The sequence below is a fragment of the Streptomyces sp. NPDC017993 genome (assembly GCF_044328065.1).
Classification (GTDB): Bacteria; Actinomycetota; Actinomycetes; order Streptomycetales; family Streptomycetaceae; genus Streptomyces.
This window is the reverse complement of record NZ_JBIRGO010000028.1, coordinates 67,497-84,494: the sequence shown is the minus strand read 5'-3', so window position 1 is coordinate 84,494 and position 16,998 is coordinate 67,497. Positions and strand designations below refer to the sequence as shown.

The 16,998-nt window shown below is 70.1% G+C and carries 18 protein-coding genes and 1 pseudogene; 11 read left to right on the top strand and 8 right to left on the bottom strand.

Going from position 1 to position 16,998, the window contains the following annotated elements:
* The coding region (locus ACH4FH_RS34985; RefSeq protein WP_398559991.1) for an adenosylhomocysteinase at nucleotides 1-762 on the top strand (762 nt) is incomplete at its 5' end.
* Nucleotides 763-803: 41 nt separating this feature from the next.
* Here the strand turns inward: ACH4FH_RS34985 and ACH4FH_RS34980 are convergent.
* Both ACH4FH_RS34980 and ACH4FH_RS34975 read right to left on the bottom strand, forming a co-directional pair.
* Nucleotides 804-1,598 carry an SDR family NAD(P)-dependent oxidoreductase gene (locus ACH4FH_RS34980; protein ID WP_398559990.1) on the bottom strand — a complete coding sequence of 265 codons (795 nt, stop codon included), beginning with the start codon at nucleotides 1,596-1,598 and terminating at the stop codon, nucleotides 804-806.
* A gap of 215 nt (nucleotides 1,599-1,813) precedes the next feature.
* Complete coding sequence (locus ACH4FH_RS34975; RefSeq protein WP_398559989.1) at nucleotides 1,814-2,437, bottom strand: ScbR family autoregulator-binding transcription factor; 624 nt, start codon at nucleotides 2,435-2,437, stop codon at nucleotides 1,814-1,816.
* A 131-nt stretch (nucleotides 2,438-2,568) separates the two neighbouring features.
* On the opposite strand from ACH4FH_RS34975, the gene ACH4FH_RS34970 reads away from it, so the two are divergent.
* Nucleotides 2,569-3,504 carry a ScbA/BarX family gamma-butyrolactone biosynthesis protein gene (locus tag ACH4FH_RS34970; protein WP_398559988.1) on the top strand — a complete coding sequence of 312 codons (936 nt, stop codon included), beginning with the start codon at nucleotides 2,569-2,571 and terminating at the stop codon, nucleotides 3,502-3,504.
* Between the two features lie 69 nt (nucleotides 3,505-3,573).
* On the opposite strand, the gene ACH4FH_RS34965 is transcribed toward ACH4FH_RS34970, so the two are convergent.
* Nucleotides 3,574-4,338 carry an SDR family NAD(P)-dependent oxidoreductase gene (locus ACH4FH_RS34965; RefSeq protein WP_398559987.1) on the bottom strand — a complete coding sequence of 255 codons (765 nt, stop codon included), beginning with the start codon at nucleotides 4,336-4,338 and terminating at the stop codon, nucleotides 3,574-3,576.
* A gap of 422 nt (nucleotides 4,339-4,760) precedes the next feature.
* Here ACH4FH_RS34965 and ACH4FH_RS34960 point away from each other — a divergent pair, with 422 nt between their 5' ends.
* The 4 genes and pseudogenes from ACH4FH_RS34960 to ACH4FH_RS34945 all read left to right on the top strand — a co-directional run bounded on the left by ACH4FH_RS34960 (nucleotide 4,761) and on the right by ACH4FH_RS34945 (nucleotide 7,961).
* Nucleotides 4,761-5,576 carry an S-adenosyl-l-methionine hydroxide adenosyltransferase family protein gene (locus ACH4FH_RS34960; RefSeq protein ID WP_398559986.1) on the top strand — a complete coding sequence of 272 codons (816 nt, stop codon included), beginning with the start codon at nucleotides 4,761-4,763 and terminating at the stop codon, nucleotides 5,574-5,576.
* 98 nt (nucleotides 5,577-5,674) lie between these two features.
* A complete protein-coding gene (locus ACH4FH_RS34955) occupies nucleotides 5,675-6,316 on the top strand; it encodes a class I SAM-dependent DNA methyltransferase (RefSeq protein WP_398559985.1) in 642 nt (213 codons plus the stop codon).
* A 132-nt stretch (nucleotides 6,317-6,448) separates the two neighbouring features.
* A pseudogene (locus tag ACH4FH_RS34950) lies at nucleotides 6,449-6,715 on the top strand (hypothetical protein); the annotation flags it as partial.
* A gap of 430 nt (nucleotides 6,716-7,145) precedes the next feature.
* Nucleotides 7,146-7,961, top strand: a complete 816-nt coding sequence (locus tag ACH4FH_RS34945) for an SDR family NAD(P)-dependent oxidoreductase (RefSeq protein ID WP_398559984.1) — start codon at nucleotides 7,146-7,148, stop codon at nucleotides 7,959-7,961.
* A 154-nt stretch (nucleotides 7,962-8,115) separates the two neighbouring features.
* On the opposite strand, the gene ACH4FH_RS34940 is transcribed toward ACH4FH_RS34945, so the two are convergent.
* From ACH4FH_RS34940 to ACH4FH_RS34930, 3 genes are all read right to left on the bottom strand, one after another.
* Nucleotides 8,116-8,364, bottom strand: coding sequence for a hypothetical protein (locus ACH4FH_RS34940; protein ID WP_398559983.1), 249 nt, complete (start codon nucleotides 8,362-8,364; stop codon nucleotides 8,116-8,118).
* Entirely contained in the window at nucleotides 8,361-9,041 is a 681-nt protein-coding gene (locus ACH4FH_RS34935; protein ID WP_398559982.1) for an AAA family ATPase, read from the bottom strand. The genes ACH4FH_RS34940 and ACH4FH_RS34935 overlap by 4 nt, the downstream gene beginning before the upstream one ends.
* Before the next feature lie 663 nt (nucleotides 9,042-9,704).
* Complete coding sequence (locus ACH4FH_RS34930) at nucleotides 9,705-10,124, bottom strand: secondary thiamine-phosphate synthase enzyme YjbQ (protein ID WP_398559981.1); 420 nt, start codon at nucleotides 10,122-10,124, stop codon at nucleotides 9,705-9,707.
* Nucleotides 10,125-10,506: 382 nt separating this feature from the next.
* On the opposite strand from ACH4FH_RS34930, the gene ACH4FH_RS34925 reads away from it, so the two are divergent.
* The 5 genes from ACH4FH_RS34925 (at nucleotide 10,507) to ACH4FH_RS34905 (ending at nucleotide 16,080) form a co-directional block, all read left to right on the top strand.
* Nucleotides 10,507-11,448 carry an ABC transporter permease gene (locus ACH4FH_RS34925; protein ID WP_398559980.1) on the top strand — a complete coding sequence of 314 codons (942 nt, stop codon included), beginning with the start codon at nucleotides 10,507-10,509 and terminating at the stop codon, nucleotides 11,446-11,448.
* On the top strand, nucleotides 11,421-12,362 hold the full coding sequence (locus tag ACH4FH_RS34920; protein ID WP_398559979.1) for an ABC transporter ATP-binding protein: 942 nt from the start codon (nucleotides 11,421-11,423) through the stop codon (nucleotides 12,360-12,362). Before ACH4FH_RS34925 ends, ACH4FH_RS34920 begins: the two co-directional genes overlap by 28 nt.
* Before the next feature lie 104 nt (nucleotides 12,363-12,466).
* Nucleotides 12,467-13,507 carry an ABC transporter substrate-binding protein gene (locus ACH4FH_RS34915; protein WP_398559978.1) on the top strand — a complete coding sequence of 347 codons (1,041 nt, stop codon included), beginning with the start codon at nucleotides 12,467-12,469 and terminating at the stop codon, nucleotides 13,505-13,507.
* Between the two features lies 1 nt (nucleotide 13,508).
* On the top strand, nucleotides 13,509-14,714 hold the full coding sequence (locus ACH4FH_RS34910; protein WP_398559977.1) for an LLM class flavin-dependent oxidoreductase: 1,206 nt from the start codon (nucleotides 13,509-13,511) through the stop codon (nucleotides 14,712-14,714).
* A gap of 202 nt (nucleotides 14,715-14,916) precedes the next feature.
* Complete coding sequence (locus tag ACH4FH_RS34905) at nucleotides 14,917-16,080, top strand: NAD(P)-binding domain-containing protein (protein WP_398559976.1); 1,164 nt, start codon at nucleotides 14,917-14,919, stop codon at nucleotides 16,078-16,080.
* Here ACH4FH_RS34905 and ACH4FH_RS34900 read toward each other — a convergent pair.
* Both ACH4FH_RS34900 and ACH4FH_RS34895 read right to left on the bottom strand, forming a co-directional pair.
* On the bottom strand, nucleotides 16,041-16,634 hold the full coding sequence (locus ACH4FH_RS34900) for a GTP-binding protein (protein WP_398559975.1): 594 nt from the start codon (nucleotides 16,632-16,634) through the stop codon (nucleotides 16,041-16,043). The two genes, ACH4FH_RS34905 and ACH4FH_RS34900, sit on opposite strands and share 40 nt — an antisense overlap.
* Nucleotides 16,615-16,989, bottom strand: a complete 375-nt coding sequence (locus ACH4FH_RS34895; RefSeq protein ID WP_398559974.1) for a DUF742 domain-containing protein — start codon at nucleotides 16,987-16,989, stop codon at nucleotides 16,615-16,617. Before ACH4FH_RS34895 ends, ACH4FH_RS34900 begins: the two co-directional genes overlap by 20 nt.
* Between the last annotated feature and the right edge of the window lie 9 nt (nucleotides 16,990-16,998).

Below are 16,998 nucleotides of genomic sequence, written 5' to 3'. Positions count from 1 at the left end.
AACGATGCCGTGACGAAGTCGAAGTTCGACAACAAGTACGGCTGCCGTCACTCCCTGATCGACGGCATCAACCGTGCCACCGATGTCCTCATCGGCGGTAAGACGGCCGTGGTCTGTGGCTACGGCGATGTCGGCAAGGGGTGCGCGGAGTCGCTGCGTGGCCAGGGCGCCCGGGTGATCATCACCGAGATCGACCCGATCTGCGCGCTGCAGGCGGCGATGGACGGCTACCAGGTGACCACCCTGGAGGATGTCGTCGAGACCGCCGACATCTTCGTCACCACCACCGGCAACAAGGACATCATCCTCGCCGACCACATGGCGCGGATGAAGCACCAGGCCATCGTCGGCAACATCGGTCACTTCGACAACGAGATCGACATGGCGGGCTTCGCCAAGATCGACGGCATCGTCAAGGACGAGGTCAAGCCCCAGGTCCACACCTGGACCCACCCCGACGGCAAGGTCCTGATCGTGCTGTCCGAGGGCCGTCTGCTCAACCTGGGCAACGCCACCGGTCACCCCTCCTTCGTGATGTCCAACTCCTTCGCGGACCAGACGCTGGCCCAGATCGAGCTGTTCACCAAGCCCAAGGAGTACCCGACCGACGTCTACGTGCTCCCCAAGCACCTCGACGAGAAGGTCGCCCGCCTCCACCTCGACGCCCTCGGCGTCAAGCTCACCGAGCTGCGCCCGGAGCAGGCCGCCTACATCGGCGTCCAGGTCGAGGGCCCGTACAAGTCCGACCACTACCGCTACTGAGGCCACCCATGACACCCGGTTCGCCGGGCACGATGGGGTGTTCAGACCGCCGAGCAGCCCCCGTCCACCGGCACCACTCCCCCGGTGACGAAGGATGACTGGTCGCTGCAGAGCCAAGCGGCGGCGCGGGCGACCTCGACGGGGTCGGCCAGCCGGCGCTGGATGGCACGGGCGACGAGGTCCGACTCCTGCAGACCGTCCGCCTCTTCCAGGGCGGCGGTGAGCATATCGGTACGGGTGGCGCCCACGACGAGGGCGTTGACGCGAATGCCGTGGCCGCCGTACTCGGCGGCCGCGGTCTTCGTCAGCCCCAGGACGGCGTGCTTGGCGGCCACGTACGGGGCGATGGCACCGGTCGCGAACAGCCCTGCCGTGCTGGAGGTGTTGACGATCGAGCCGCCGGTGTCCTGGGTGAGCATCGTGCGGATCTGGGCGCGCAGGCAGTTCCACACGCCGCGGACGTTGACGTCCATGATCCGGTCGAAGACCGCCTGGTCCGTCTCGTGCAGGGGGGAGCCGAGCGTGCCCTGCCCGGCGTTGTTGAAGGCGGCGTCGAGAGCGCCGAAGTCGGCAACCGCCACGTCGACCGCGCGCTCGACGTCTTCCTGGCTGGTGACATCGCCGGTGACCACTGCGGCGTGGCCGCCGGCCTCCTCGATCTCGCCGGCGAGGAGCCGCAGCCGGTCCTCGCGGCGGGCCATGAGGACCACGGCGGCGCCTTCCTCGGCAAAGCAGCGCGCGGCCGCCGCGCCGATGCCGCTGGACGCGCCGGTGATCATGACGGTCTTGCCGTCCAGCGTTCCGGGGTCACGGTCCCTGCCGCTGCCCTTCTGCACCGCTCGCCGCCTCGGGACGGCGGGCTGACCCTGCCGTACGCTCCCCGCGCTCGTCGTGGTCCCTGCCGCCTGTACCGGAATCGCCGGCGTCATCCCATGCCCCCGTATGTGGACAGCCACTGCATCGGATCAGAGGAATCTCGGTGTGTCACTGTCATGCACTTGTGTCACACCATCCAGGGCCACACAACCCCCCGTCCATACCTGACGTAACGTCAACTAGCTTGCCCACGCGCAGTGTCGAGGTCGATCGCGGTCACCGCCTCCGGCGTGGCCATGCCGGGCAGCAGGCAGCTCCACATCTCAGCCACCCGGTCGGGCAGGTCACGGCGCCCGGTCGCTATCTGCGCATGCATCTGCGCTCCCGTACAGGCGTTGACGATCAGGCGGGCGAGCGCCGCCTGATCGCAGCCGCCCAGGAGTTCGCCGCGCTCCCGGGCCTCCGCCAGCTCCTCCTCCAGTATCCGCGCCCACTGCTGATGGGAGTTCTGTTCCTCGTTCAAGAACTCCTCCTGCTCCATCACCAGCCGTGCGCCGGCGAGCAGTACGCGATCTTCCAGGAGCTGGTGGGCCCAGGTCAGGGTGACGTCGACGGCGCGCTGCAGGCCGACCGAGTGATGTTGCGGCAGCACCCGGCCCGGCTGATTCAGCACGATCTCGCGGGCCAACGCCGCCTTGCTCTTGAAGTGGAAGTACATGGCGCCCAGCGTCAGGCCCGCGCGTTCAGTGATCTTGGTGACGCTGGCGCCCGCATAGCCCTGCTCGGCGAAGACCTCGGCCGCCGCCCACACGAGGGTGGCTCGGGTCCGGAGGGCACGGTCCTGTGGCTGTCTTGACATGCATCTTTCCGGTCAGCTCTCGACAGAATAAATAACGTTCTCTATGTTACAGCACACCGGTTGACCCAACTCCCTCTCCAAACACATCAGTTACTGCACACGACGTTCCACCGTCCATGAGGAGAAGTCGTATGCCTACCCCCCTCGCCGTCCCTGTCTCCGGTGCCCCCGCGGCGGCGCCGGTCCCCGGCCACCTGGTCCGCAAACACTTCGCAGATCAGGTCCTGATCACCGACTGGCAGCTCGTCTCCGGTACCACCCACCACGTCACCGCCCACTGGCCGCAGCGGCACAGCTTCTACACCCCCCGCACCGGCCGCTACAGCCCCCTGCTGTTGATCGAGACCGTGCGCCAGGCGCTCGCCCTGCTCTCCCACACCGCCTACGAGGTACCGCTGGAGTACCGGCTGGGCTGGGACTACTGCTCCAGCACCCTCACGCCCGCCATGCTCGACATCCGCCCCGGTGACGGCGGGGCGGACGTCGAGCTGACCATCACGCACGCCGTGCCCGCCCCTCACCGCAAGGGCGGCTCCGTACGCCTGGAGGCGCAGATCACCGCGGTCCGTGAGGGGCAGCTGTTGGGCGCCATGCATCTGCGCTACACCTGCCACCCGCCCGCCATCTACGACCGACTGCGGGGCCGGCACGCCGATGCCCGGGAGGCCACCTCGCTGGCGCCGTCACCCGGCACGCCGGTACCGCCCGGACACGTGGGCCGCACGCTCGAGAAGGATGTCGTGCTCTGCCCGACGGGCAATCCACGGCGCTGGAAGCTGCGGGTCGACACGGCGCACTCCGTGCTCTTCGACCACGCCCACGACCACCTGCCCGGCATGGTGCTGCTGGAGGCCGCCGGGCAGGCCGTGCAGTGTCTCGCGGGACCCGAGCCCACCACGCCGGTGACGCTCCGCACGCACTTCTCGCGCTACACCGAGCTGGACGCGCCCTGCTGGATCGAGGCAACGCCGCTGGAGTGGCCGCAGCCCGACCTCGCCCGCACCGACATCACCGGCACGCAGAACGGACAGGTCACCTTCACCACGCACGTGGTGACCCGGAACTGAGCGCATTCGGCCGGGACATGGCGTGAGGGGCGGCCGGCGGCCGCCCCTCACCCACCCCTGACATGGAAGTCACCACATGAACTGGCCGCCATCGACGATGAGCTTCTGACCCGTGATGTACTCGGCCCCGTCACCGACGAGGAACTCCAGCGCCGACGCCATCTCCTCGACCGTGCCGATGCGGTCCTGCGGGATGCTCGTCAGCATGCTCGCGCGGTGCTCGGGCGCCGCCGACCGCACGCGCATCTGCATGTCCTCGGTGTCGATCATGCCGGGGATCAGGGCATTCACCCGGACCTTGGGCGCGAGCTCCAGCGCCAGGCACTTCGTCAGATGCAGCAGACCCGCCTTGCTCGCGGCGTAGTTGACACCGTTGAAGCGGGGCCTGATGCCGGTCGTCGCGGCGATGTTGACGATGGATCCACGGCCGGCCTCACGCATCGCGGGGGCGAAGGCGCGAGCCATGTAGAAGGGGCCCGAGAGGTTGGTGTCGAGGACGGTGTGCCACTCCTCGTCCGACATCTCGGCGAACGGTCGGTCGATGTTCCGTCCCGCGTTGTTGACCAGCACATGCGGCGTGCCGTGGCCGGTGAGCACGCGGTCCGCGAGGCGGTTGACCTCGGCGCTGTCGGAGACATCCGCCTGGAGCGCCGTACAGGCGTCGCCGAGCTCCGCGGTGGCCGCCCGCGCGGCCTCGGGGTCGTGCCGGTACAGGGCGACGACCTGGTAGCCGAGTTTCACGAGTTTCCGACTGAAAGCCAGCCCTATTCCCTTGGTGCCGCCAGTGACGACGGCAACCCGACCGATACTCCGGCCCGTTTCATGAACACTCATGCAATCCGGTCCTCTCTCGTCTGAGCTTCCTCCGAGAACTCCTCTGCAGCGTGCGGCAATTCACGGGAGAAGTCCAGTTCCCCTTTCGGGGAGGAGTGAGCGTACGCCGCCCCCGGAACAGTCGGAATTCACTCCGTTCGGCTTCGCCGAATTCCCAACGGAGCCACCCCTGTCCGCAGGTCAGCGCAGCACTGGGGGCTCTCGTCCGCGCGTACACCGGCTGATCGGCAGCCCCCGTCATCGAGCGGGGGTCGCAAAGGGCAATGTTCCTAAGGTGGCATCGGGATTTACCACCATCGCCGAATGGTGCCGGGCCGGCACCACGGACCATGATGGTGGAAACCCAGCCGGAAGCCCGGACCGAAACCGGATCCGTCCCGGACAGAACCCGGAACATTCCCGGACCACGGAAGGTCGAATTGGTGAACACGCCCATCATTGCTTACCTGTCGGACATCGGTAACCACGACGAGGCGCACGCGCTCGGCAAGGGCCTTATCAAGACCATTGCCCCGGGCGCAGAAATCGTCGACATCACCCACCAGGTCACGCCGTTCGATGTACGGGAGGGGGGCCTGTATCTGCAGGACGTGCCGGCGTCGTTCCCCGCGAACACCGTCATCTCCGCCTACGTCTACCCCGAGACCGGCACCTCGACCCGCACCGTCGTGGTCCGCAACAAGAAGGGCCAGCTGCTGGTCGCCCCCAACAACGGGCTGCTGACCTGGGCCCTGCAGGCGATTCCGGCCGTCGAGGCCTGGGAGGTGACCTCGCCGGACGTGATGAACCAGCCGGTGACGCCCACCTGGTACGGCAAGGACGTTGTGGTGGCCTGTGGTGCGCACCTGGCGGCCGGTGTCGCTCCGTCCGCCGTCGGCCCGAAGATCGACGTGGCTGACCTGGTGACCCTGCCGTCGACCCCTGCCGTCCAGCAGAAGGACGGTTCGGTGCGCGGCGAGGTCGTCCGGATCGACAAGGCGTTCGGCAACGTCTGGACGAACATCTCTCTGGACGCGCTGTCCGGCGGCGGCGAACTGGAGGGCAAGACCCTGCGGGTGACAGCCGAGGGCGTGTCCGTGGAGATCCCGTACTACTCCACCTTCGGGGAGGTACCGGTCGGCGAGCCGCTGGTCTACAACAACAGCCGCGGCAAGGTCGCGCTGGGCCTCAACCAGGGCAGCTTCCTGAAGAAGTACGGCGTGGCCGCCGGCACCACCCTCACCATCGGCCTCGTCTGAGCCCGCCGGGTACGCAAGCCACCCGTCCCACCTGATGCACCCTGCGCCTGGCCCGGTACCGGTACCGGGCCAGGCGCCTTTGCGCGGAGGAGAAGCACATGGACAGCCAGGAGATCGTCGACCGCTCCCACAGCCTCGACGGCCGGCCCGACCTGCTCAGCGCCTTCTACGGCGACTGGGCCACCACGTACGAGACCGACGCGAGCAACATGGGTTACGAGGGCCCGCTCAGGATGGCCAACTTCTACCTCTCGCTCGCGCCCCGGCTGCTGCCCGACCCCGCCGACACGACCGCGCTCGACGCAGGGTGCGGTACGGGCCTGATCGGCCCCGTTTTCAAGAAACTCGGCATCGGCACGCTCGACGGCCTGGACCTCAACCACGGGATGGTCACCCAGGCCGCCGAGACCGGTTCCTACCGCCACCTCACCAGCGGCACGGATCTCAACCTGGGCCTGCCCGAGTTCGCGCCCGACAGCTATGACCTCACCGTCAGCTGCGGAGTGTTCACCACCGGACACGTGGAGCCGCACGCACTGGACGCACTGCTTCGCGTCACCCGCCCCGGCGGCCTGGTACTTCTCACCACCAGCGCTCACTACCTCGCCATCACGGACTTCCAGGCCTATCTGACATCCAGGCAGGCCGAGCGCCGACTGACCCTGATCGACTGCCTCGCCGACCACCCGTACCTGACGGACGAGCACGCACATTACTGGGCGGTGTCGCCCACGGGGTGAGCCGGCGGGGTGTTGCAGTGGCTCCCGGCGGCGCATCACACACGGGTCCGAGCGGTAGCCCTGATCGAGTGCCCCTGGCTCACCCCACTCAGGACTTCCCGATTCCCCGTTTGATCACGGTGTGTCTTCCAAGGTGAGGTTGCCGTCCGCGAGCCCGGAGCCGCTTCGTTGGAATCGGCATTGCGTCGGGCGTCCTGGTGCTCGGCGGACCCTCTGTGCATCGAGTCCCGCGCAACGGGTGTCGGCGGCGCCAACCACGCCGCCTGTCACGCCTGCGTGATGCTCGCCGAGACCAGCTGCGAGGGCAACAACCTCCTGCTTGACCGGGCGCTGCTGATCGGCACCCCCGAGGAGCCGGAGCTGGGATTCTTCGCCGAAACCCTGGACCCGGCCATGTGACCCGCGCGTCCCCGCACGCCCGGGCCGAGGCTCAGCTCGCCTCCGTCCCGGGCACTCATCGGCACGCCGGACCGGATGCCCTGCTCCCCTTGCCACCCTGCCGCTCGACCACCATCGTCTCGATCCGCGCCGCCACGACCTCCGCGTCCTTGGGCTCCCACACCCGCACCGCCGGCCACCCCGCCCCGGGCAGCCGGGCACCGGTGTCCGGTCGCGGGCCCGGTTGCTGCCCGACCGGCTCCACCCAGACGCGGCCGCCCCCAGCCGCATCGGCGCACGCATTGCGGAGCCGGCCTCAGGCACCGGCGGACGGTCCGCCGGCCCAACCGCGGTGCCGACGGCAGCGGCACCCGCTCGGCCGGCGGTGCCGGCGCTTCGTATGCTCGCGGTGCGGGGAACGGAAGCTGACCACCTTCGGAGGCGAACGACCATGTCAGAACAGCGTGTTGTCCTGGTGACGGGCGGGGGAACGGGAATCGGGGCCGCCACCGCCCGGCTGTTGCGCACCGCCGGGCACCAGGTCGTGATTTCCGGGCGGCGGCCCGAGCCACTGCGCCGGGTGGCCGAGGAGACCGGAGCGCTGGCCCACCCTTCGGACGCCGCCGACCCCGAGGCCGTGCGCGAGCTCGTCGAGACGACGGTGAAGGCGTACGGGAGACTCGACGGTGTGGTGCTGAACGCCGGAATCGGGCGGGGCGGCGCGGTCGGCGACACGTCGGTCGAGGACTGGGAAGAGCTGATGCGGACCAATCTCACCGGCCCGTTCCTGCTGCTGCGCGCCGCGCTGCCGCACCTGCTGGCGGCCCGCGGCGCGGTGGTCGCGGTCGCCTCGGCCGCCGCGCTCCGCAATAGCGTCGGCAACGCCGCCTACGCGACGTCCAAGGCGGCTTTGCTCCACCTCTGCCGCTCCCTCGCCGTCGACTACGGGCCGCGGGGGCTGCGGGCCAACGCGGTGTGCCCGGGCTGGGTGCGTACGGAGATGGCCGACCAGCGAATGGCGCGGTTCGCGGCGGAGGCAGGGCTGGCGGGCGGTGCCGAGGCGGCATACGAGGAGGCGAACCGGCTGACTCCCGCCGGACGGCCGGGCGATCCGGAGGAGGTCGCCGCGGCGATCGACTGGCTGCTGTCGCCCGCCGCGTCCTACGTCAACGGGGCCGTCCTCACCGTCGACGGCGGGGTGACCACGGTTGGCGTCGGCGGTGCGGCCTTCGACCACCGGATCGAGGCGCGCGCCCCACGCCTGTAGCGGACTACCGGCCAAGCCCCCTCCACAGGCCTCGTGGCGGAGCCAGGAACGCCTGGCGGACCAGGGCCCCGGAAAGAAGCTGAGCCCGCCCGACTGCCCCCGAGGCAGCCGGGCTCGTCGCCAGGGGATGAACCGAGGGGCGGGGCCAACCAGCCTAGCGTCCGGGCCGAGACACCATGCCGACTGTGGTGGCCAGGGTACGCAGTACGGTCGTGCCGGCGACCATTACCGAGGAGACCGGCCATGCCACCCATCGCGCCAGATCGTCTCGCAGGTCGGGATCCACCTCGACGGTCACCCGGAGGTACCTGCTCTGCAGCGTGGTGACTTTGGTGGACCGGGGTGCGGAATCGTCCTGTCCGCGCTGCAGTGCCGCACGGTAGCTGTCCTTGCGCTGACTCATACCTCATCCTGACGCTTGATCAGTTCCTCCGCGAAGTCCATGTACGCCGAACCCTTGGCCTGGACTGCGTTCCCGAATGACTGGGAGTACAGGTCGAGCCGCGCGATCTGGGTGTCCAGCACCTCGAAACCCCGCTCGGTGAGGGCCTCACGAGCGTCGGCATCCGGCCCGGTGCGCGTGGCATCCGGACGGTTGGTGCGATTGAGCAGGACCGCCGTGCGGGCCGGCTCGGCACGCAGGGACTGCACGTCCGCCATCTCCCCGAGGATGGGTGCCATCCGGTCCAGTTCGATGGGGGCGGGGGTCACGGGCACGATCCACTCGCCGGCGTACCTCATGATGCTGCGGGTAATGCGGGGATGGTCCTCCAGCTGGGGCGCATCGAGCACGACGGCCTGCCGGTTGCCGAGGAAGTCGTTCACGCGCCGGTGGACGTCCCCCACCGGCAGGGCGATCACCGGAAACGGAAAGCCACCGGCCAGCTCGCTCCAGCGCAGCGCGGAAGAGGCTGGGTCACCGTCGACCAGCAGCGGCGACAGCCCCGACTCATGCAGCGCGTGGGCCAGCCACACAGCACTCGTCGTCTTTCCGACGCCGGGCTTGAGGTTCACAAACGCACAACTCAAAGGCACGAGAGCTGACAATAGCGGGCACAATCGTCCAGTTTCGGTCGGCACGAGGGCGTGGCTTCGTGGTTCACCCGCAAGCAGTGAGAAACAGCGGACAAGCGTTGTGGTCGCCGCCGTCCGAAGGCACCACTCCACTGGTTGCTCATCCTTGCCCCATCGCCGGATGGCTTACGGCCCCGCCCGTCCGCACCGACTACTCCGCTCGGCCCCGCCACTGCCGGCCCACGAGGCCGGGGACCAGCGTGAAGAGTGGACGGCGCGGCCTTGGCCACCCGTTCGCGATCCTCGATCGGCTCACCGAGGAGACGGTGACCCGCATTGACAGGCTGTTCTACTCCGAATGCCGGCTCTCGGATGTGCCGCATCCATCGCGTCGCGAGGGAGCGTGTCAGCCGGAAGGCTCTGTTCGCAGATCGACAGCGCCCTGCGCGATCATTCAGCCGCGTAGCCCGCGATCTCACGAAGTTCGTGTTCGCTCATCTCGACCCTGTCTGACTCGTGGCACGGCTCAGCCCTGCCGCGGGTCGCCGATCGCCCCGGAGACGCCAACACGAACTCCTCTCCGACCTTGGTCAACCACGCCTGCGAGCCGTTCCCTCAGCGAACGCGGTCGCGCCGGCGCGGCTCGGGGGTGATGCGTTGACCGGTTGAGACCGCCGTCATCACCAGAAATGCCTTGACTTCGCCCACGACCCTCACGGTCAGCGCTCGCTATCCGAGGAAACTCAGCCGCACCGTGCGATCGGGGTTGTCCCGGTTCGTGTCGACCAGGCACACCGATTGCCAGGTCCCCAGTGCCATGCGGCCGTCGACTACCGGGAGGGTGGCGTGGGGCGGGACGAGGGCGGGGAGTACGTGGTCGCGGCCGTGGCCGGGGGTGCCGTGGCGGTGGCGCCAGCGGTTGTCGGCGGGGAGGAGGTCGTGCAGGGCGGCCAGCAGGTCCTCGTCGCTGCCGGCGCCGGTTTCGAGGATGGCGATGCCTGCGGTGGCGTGCGGGACGAAGAGGTTCAGCAGGCCGTCGCGGCCGTCGGCGACGTCCCGGAGGAATCCGGCGCAGTCGGAGGTGAGGTCGAGAACGGTTTCGGCCGAGCCGGTGGTGACGTCCAGAGTGCGGGTGGTGAAGGTGCTCATGACCTCATCTTCGTACGGCGGTCCCGGGTGGTCCCGCAACCGGGGGGGGCGCGGTCGCAACACTGCCGCAACAAAGGTCCAGCAGCCGAGACGAAGTTTGACCCCCCACGGGGGCACCGCTACGTTCAACGGCATGTCTACGTCAGCCCTGCTCACGACGCGCGGTCACATCGACCTGCTGCGAGTGGCTTCCGCCGCATGTCGCCGCGGCTGCTGACGATCCCTCAGCTCACTTAATCTTTCGGCTTCCGCAGCCCTCTCGGGTTGCGCAACCCGGTCGACCCAATCGGTCTCCTTCGCCGGTTCACCGGTCTCCTCCCCCTGCCGTCGCGCGCGGCCCGTGCGTGCCTGCGGCGTGCCCCTCTCCTGCTGTGGAGTCTTGATGACCCTCGACCAGGCCGTTCAGCACGGCCATTCTCCGCCCGATATATCTGAATCATCACCCTCTGATCCATCGCCTGATCCGTCGCCCTCTCTCGGCTTCTCGAAGGGCGCCGACACCTCCGAGGGCTTGACCGCGCCCCCGCTCGACCGTGTCGTGCCCGTGTCGAGCCGCAACCGTTCGGTGCCCCGGTGGGTGCGCCGGACGGCGGGCCCCTTGACGCTGCTGGTGCTGTGGCAGGTGCTGAGCGCGACCGGCGCGCTGCCGGCCGAGATCCTGGCCTCGCCCGGGACCATCGCCGCCACCGCCGGCGACCTCGTGTCGGACGGGACGCTGCCGTCCGCGATGGGCGTCTCGCTCCAACGCGTCGCCGTCGGACTGGTGTTGGGCGGACTGATCGGCGTCACCCTGGCGCTCGTTTCGGGACTCTCCCGGCTCGGCGAGGATCTGGTCGACGCGACGGTGCAGATGCTGCGTTCCGTCCCCTGGGTGGGCGTGATCCCGCTGTTCATCATCTGGCTGGGGATCGGCGAGGCACCCAAGATCGCGCTGATCTCGCTCGGCGTCGCCTTCCATCTGTATCTCAATGTCTATGCCGGAATCCGCGGTGTGGACGCCCAGCTGGTCGAGGCCGGAACGTCGCTCGGGCTGAGTCGCTGGGGCCAGATCCGGCACGTCGTACTGCCCGGCGCGCTGCCCGGCGCGATGACCGGACTGCGCTATTCGCTGGCGACCGCCTGGCTCGCGCTGGTCTTCGGTGAGCAGGTGAACGCCGATGACGGTCTCGGCTTCCTGATGAACCAGGCCCGGGAGTTCTTCCGTACCGACGTGATCGTGGTCTGCCTGGTGGTCTACGCGCTCCTCGGACTCATCGCCGATTTCCTCGTCCGCACTCTCGAAAGGCTGCTGCTGCAATGGCGACCGACCTTCACGGGGCAGTGACCGACACGGCCCCGGACGTGACCGACGCTCCCGCCCCCGACCGGGCGGCGGACAGCACAGGAGCCGTTCCCGGCGTCGCCGTACAGGTCGACGGGCTGGTTCGCGCATTCGACGGCCGGGCTGTCATCGATGACCTTCAACTCGACGTGAGGCCCGGCGAGTTCGTGGCTCTCCTGGGCCGCAGCGGCTGCGGTAAGTCGACCCTGCTGCGTGTCCTGGCCGGACTCGACCGGGAGATCGAGGGCGAGGTGCTGGTGCCGCGCCGCAAGGCCGTGGCGTTCCAGGCACCGCGGCTGATGCCCTGGAAGCGGGTCTGGCGCAATGTCCTGCTGGGCCTGCCCGGGCGCCCCGAACGCGCCGACGCAGTACGGGCGTTGGACGAGGTGGGCCTGGGCCACCGTGCCGACGCCTGGCCCAAGACGCTCTCCGGTGGTGAGGCGCAGCGCGCCTCGCTGGCCCGCGCGCTGGTGCGTGAGCCCGATCTGCTGCTGCTGGACGAGCCGTTCGGTGCCCTCGACGCACTGACGCGGATCAAGGCCCAGCGGCTGGTGGCCGACCTGTGGCAGGAGCGCGGTTGCGCGGTGCTGCTGGTCACCCACGACGTCGAGGAGGCGCTGCTGCTCGCCGACCGCGCGCTGGTGATGGAGGGCGGCCGGATCGCGTACGAGACCGAGGTGGATCTGCCGCGGCCACGCGATATCTCCGATCCCCACTTCGCCGCGCTGCGTGCCGAGCTGCTCGACCGGCTGGGCGTCGAGGGACCGGACGACGACGCGGCGGACCCGGTCGCGGAGCACGCGGTGGGCACCGCGCCCGCCACGGACGCCACGCCTGCCACCGGGACCGCGACGGTCGGTGCTGCCGACGACACCCCGGCAGCCGCCGCCACCCACCGGCCCCCCAGGGCCGCCTGACCACCGCTCCCCCACCCACTCACCCACCCGCACTGCATACCGAGTCACTGCGCACCAACCGGCGCCCGCCCCGCGGCGCGCTTCACGAATGGAACGGACATCTCATGAGACCACGGCACACCGCCCCGGCCCTGCTGCTCCCGCTCGCCCTGCTGCTGGCCGCCTGCGGTGGTTCGCCGCGGGGGGACGGCGCGGGAGGGGCCGGCAGCGGCACCGACGGGAAGGGCTCACTGACGCTCAACGTCGGTGACCAGAAGGGCGGTTCGGAGGCCGTGCTGCGGGCCGCCGGCGAGCTGGACGACCTCCCGTACAAGATCAAGTGGTCGACCTTCACCTCGGGGCCGCCGCTGCTGGAGGCGATCAACGCCGGAGCCGTCGACGTCGGTGGGGTCGGGAACACGCCGCCGGTGTTCGCCGCCGCCGCGAATTCCAAGATCAAGGTGATTGCCGGGTCGCACAGCAGGTCCGACGGCGAGGCAATCCTGGTGAAGAAGGGCTCACCTCTCAAGCGGCCGTCCCAGCTGAAGGGCAAGTCCATCGCGGTGGCGCAGGGCAGCTCCGCGCACTACCAGCTCATCGCCCAGCTCAAGAAGATCGGGCTGACCCCGAAGGACGTCACCCTCAACTATCTGCAGCCGGCCGACGCGCTCGCCGCGTTCTCCCGCGGCAAGGTGGACGCCTGGGCGGTGTGGGACCCCTACACCTCGCAGGCACTCGACCAGGCCGACGCCCGGGTGCTGGCCACCGGGCAGGGTGTGGTCAACGGTCTGAGCTTCCAGGTCGCCGCGCCCGCGGCGCTGGACGACAAGAAGAAGTCCGCCGCCCTCAAGGACTACACCGACCGGCTGCGCCGCGCGCAGAACTGGGTCTTCAAGCACCCCGACGCCTGGGCGAAGGCATGGTCGGAGGAGACCGGGCTGCCGCGGAAGGTGGCACGTGACGCGGTCGAGCGCACCCGGGGCACGGCGGTGGCGGTGGCCGTCGACAAGGCCGCCATCGCCTCCGAGCAGCAGATCGTCGACACGTTCGCGGGGCTCAAGCTCATCCCCCGCAAGTACGACTTCGGATCGTTCGTCGATCCCCGCTTCAACGGTGGCCTGCCGCCTTCGAGCACGCCGCCGCGCACCTATGGAAAGGCCAAGTGACATGTCCGTACACCTGCATTGGTTTCTGCCGACCGGCGGCGACGGACGGACCCTGGTCGACCGCCACGCCTACACCGACGGCGGCATCAAGCGGGACCGCATCACGCCCGTGAGCGGGGTGCGCGCACCCGACATCGAGTATCTGGCCCAGATCGCCAAGGCGGCCGAGCAGCTGGGTTTCGAGGCGGTGCTGACGCCGACCGGCACCTGGTGCGAGGACGCCTGGCTGACGACGGTGGCGCTCACCCAGGTCACCGAGCGGCTGAAGTTCCTGGTCGCGTTCCGGCCCGGGGTGATCTCGCCGGTGCTGGCCGCCCAGATGGCCGCGACGTATCAGCGCATCTCGCGGGGGCGGCTGCTGCTGAACGTGGTGACAGGCGGGGACTCGACCGAGCAGCGCCGCTTCGGTGACGCGCTCGACCACGACCGGCGCTACGCCCGTACCGACGAGTTCCTGCAGATCGTGCGGGGGGTCTGGGGCGGCAAGCCGTTCGACTTCCAGGGGGAGCACTACCAGGTCGAGGGCGGGCTGACGGCGCTGCCGCCGGACCCGCTGCCGGAGATCTTCTTCGGTGGTTCCTCGGCGGCGGCCGGCCCGGTCGCGGCCCGGAACGTGGATGTGTACCTGACCTGGGGCGAGCCGCCCGAGCAGGTCAAGCAGAAGATCGACTGGATCCGCGGGTTGGCCGAGCAGCAGGGCCGCACGGTCCGCTTCGGCATCCGGCTGCACACGATCTCGCGGGACTCCTCGAAGGAGGCGTGGGCGACCGCGAACCGGCTGCTCGACGACCTCGATCCGGAGACCGTGGCCGCCGCCCAACAGGCCCTGGGCAAGAGCGAGTCGGTGGGCCAGCAGCGGATGCTCGCGCTGCACGGCGGTTCGCGCGACAAGCTGGAGATCTCGCCCAACCTGTGGGCCGGGGTCGGGCTGGTGCGCGGCGGCGCGGGTACGGCCCTGGTCGGCAGCCACGCCGAGGTCGCCGACCGGATCGAGGAGTACCACGCCCTGGGCGTCGAGCACTTCGTGCTGTCCGGCTACCCCCACCTGGAAGAGGCGTACTGGTTCGGCGAGGGCGTACGGCCCGAGCTGGCCGCCCGCGGGTTGCTGGACGAGATCGGGTCACCGCTGACGGGGGTGCCGGCCGCCAACGGCCGTCCGGCGTCCGCTCCCGGCGGCGCTCCCCTGCTGGTGGCGGGCGGCCGCTGACGCCGGCGCGCCCCTGGGTTGTGTCCGCAAAGTCCCTTGCGGACACAACCCAGCGACTCCGAGGCCCCGCCCGCCCCTCGGCCGGGGCCTCGGCGTGGCGTACCCCGGCCCAAAGCCCTGCCGCGTCGCCCCGGCAGCCGCGCCACCAAGCCGGGGCAGGGCGTCCGGGAAGACATCCGACCGTCCCCGAGTTAGTAGAAACATGAACTACAGCGGGGTGCGGCACGTCGACGTCGTGGTGATCGGTGCCGGCCAGGCGGGCCTGGCCGCGGCCTTCCATCTGCGGCGGGCGGGCTATGCGCCGGACCGGGACTTCGTCGTCCTCGACCACTCACCGCGCCCCGGCGGTGCCTGGCAATTCCGCTGGCCCACGCTGACCTACGACAAGGTCCACGGGATGCACGCGCTGCCGGGCATGGAGCTGACCGGCGCCGACGGTGGCCGCCCCTCCTCCGAGGTGATCGGCGGATACTTCTCTCGCTACGAGCAGACCTTCGGGCTGCGGGTGCACCGGCCGGTGAGCGTCCTGGCGGTGCGCGCGGGCGGTGGAGGTCCCCCCTGGACGGAGCCTGTCGGGGCCGTTGGGGGAGGCCGGCTGCTCGTGGAGACATCCGAGGGCCGGTACGCCACCCGGGCGCTGATCAACGCGACCGGGACCTGGGACCGGCCGTTCTGGCCGCGCTTCCCCGGACAGGACGTCTTCGCCGGGCGTCAGCTGCACAGCGCGCAGTACCCCGGCCCGGAGCACTTTCGGGGCGCGCGGGTCGTGGTGGTCGGCGGGGGTACCTCGGCCGTACAGCAGCTCCTGGAGATCGCTTCGGTGGCGGACGCCACGACATGGGTGACCCGCCGGCCGCCCGTCTTCCGCGAGGGCCCGTTCGGCGAGGAGCAGGGCCGGGCCGCCGTCGCGCTGGTCGAGCAGCGGGTCCGGCAGGGACTGCCGCCGCGCAGTGTGGTGAGCGTGACCGGACTGCCGATGACCGAGGCGGTCCTGCGGGGCCGCGAGAGCGGCGTCCTGGAGCGGCTGCCGCTCTTCGAGCGGCTCACACCGACCGGCGTGACCTGGGCCGACGGCCATACGGTCACCGCGGACACGATGCTGTACGCCACCGGCTTCCGGGCCGCCATCGACCATCTCGCGCCGCTGAGACTGCGCGAGCCGGGCGGCGGCATCGCCATGGAGGGCACCCGTGCGCTGCGCGACGCACGGGTGCACCTCGTCGGCTACGGGCCGTCGGCCAGCACCATCGGCGCCAACCGCGCGGGGCGCGCCGCGGTCCGCGACATCCGCCGCCTGCTCGCCGACGAGCCCCGCGCCCACGTCGGCTACACGGCCTCCGACGCGGCCGGCAGTCTCGCCTCGTAGGACGAGGCCGCGTGCTCGACGAGACCGATCAGCACCTCCTTGCAGGACGTGCGGTCCCGGGCGTCGCACAGCACCACCGGGGTCCCCGGATCGAGGTCCAGGGCCCGGGCGACCTCTGCGGCCTGGTGGGCGCGGGCGCCGTCGAAGCAGTTCACGGCGACGACGAACGGGATGCCGCGGTGCTCGAAGTAGTCGATGGCCGCGAAGCTGTCGGCGAGGCGCCGGGTGTCGGCCAGCACCACTGCGCCGAGCGCGCCCTGGGCCAGCTCGTCCCACAGGAACCAGAACCGGTCCTGCCCGGGGGTGCCGAAGAGGTAGAGCGCCAGGTCGTCGTGGATGGTGATCCGGCCGAAGTCCATGGCCACGGTCGTGGTGGTCTTCTGCTGGACCCCGTCGAGGCGGTCGACGGGCCGGCCGGCCTCGGTCAGTCGCTCCTCCGTGCTGAGCGGGCGGATCTCGCTGACGGAGCCGACGAGCGTCGTCTTGCCGACGCCGAACCCTCCGGCCACCAGGATCTTGAGGGCCATGAAGGCGTCAGAGCGCGCGGAGTCCATCGATCACTTCCCTGAGAATGTGCGCGTCGGGCAACTGGGCGGGCGGTACGGGACGGTTGACGCGGATCAGGCCCTCGGCCAGCAGATCGCTCAGCAGCACCCGGACGACGCCGAGCGGCAGCCCGGAGTCCGAGGCGACGTCGGCCACCGGCCGGGGGCGTTCGCCGCACAGCGCCAGGATCGACCGCTGCTCGGGCGACAGCACGGGGACCTCGCCGGGCGGATCCTCGGCCTGCACCACGGCCATCAGGTCGAAAGCCTCGCTGCTCGGCCGGGCCCGCCCGGCGGTCATCGCGTAGAGCCGGACCATCGGCCCCGCTTCGTCGTCGTACCAGTGCGGGGTGGAATCGGTCATGGGCGGCCG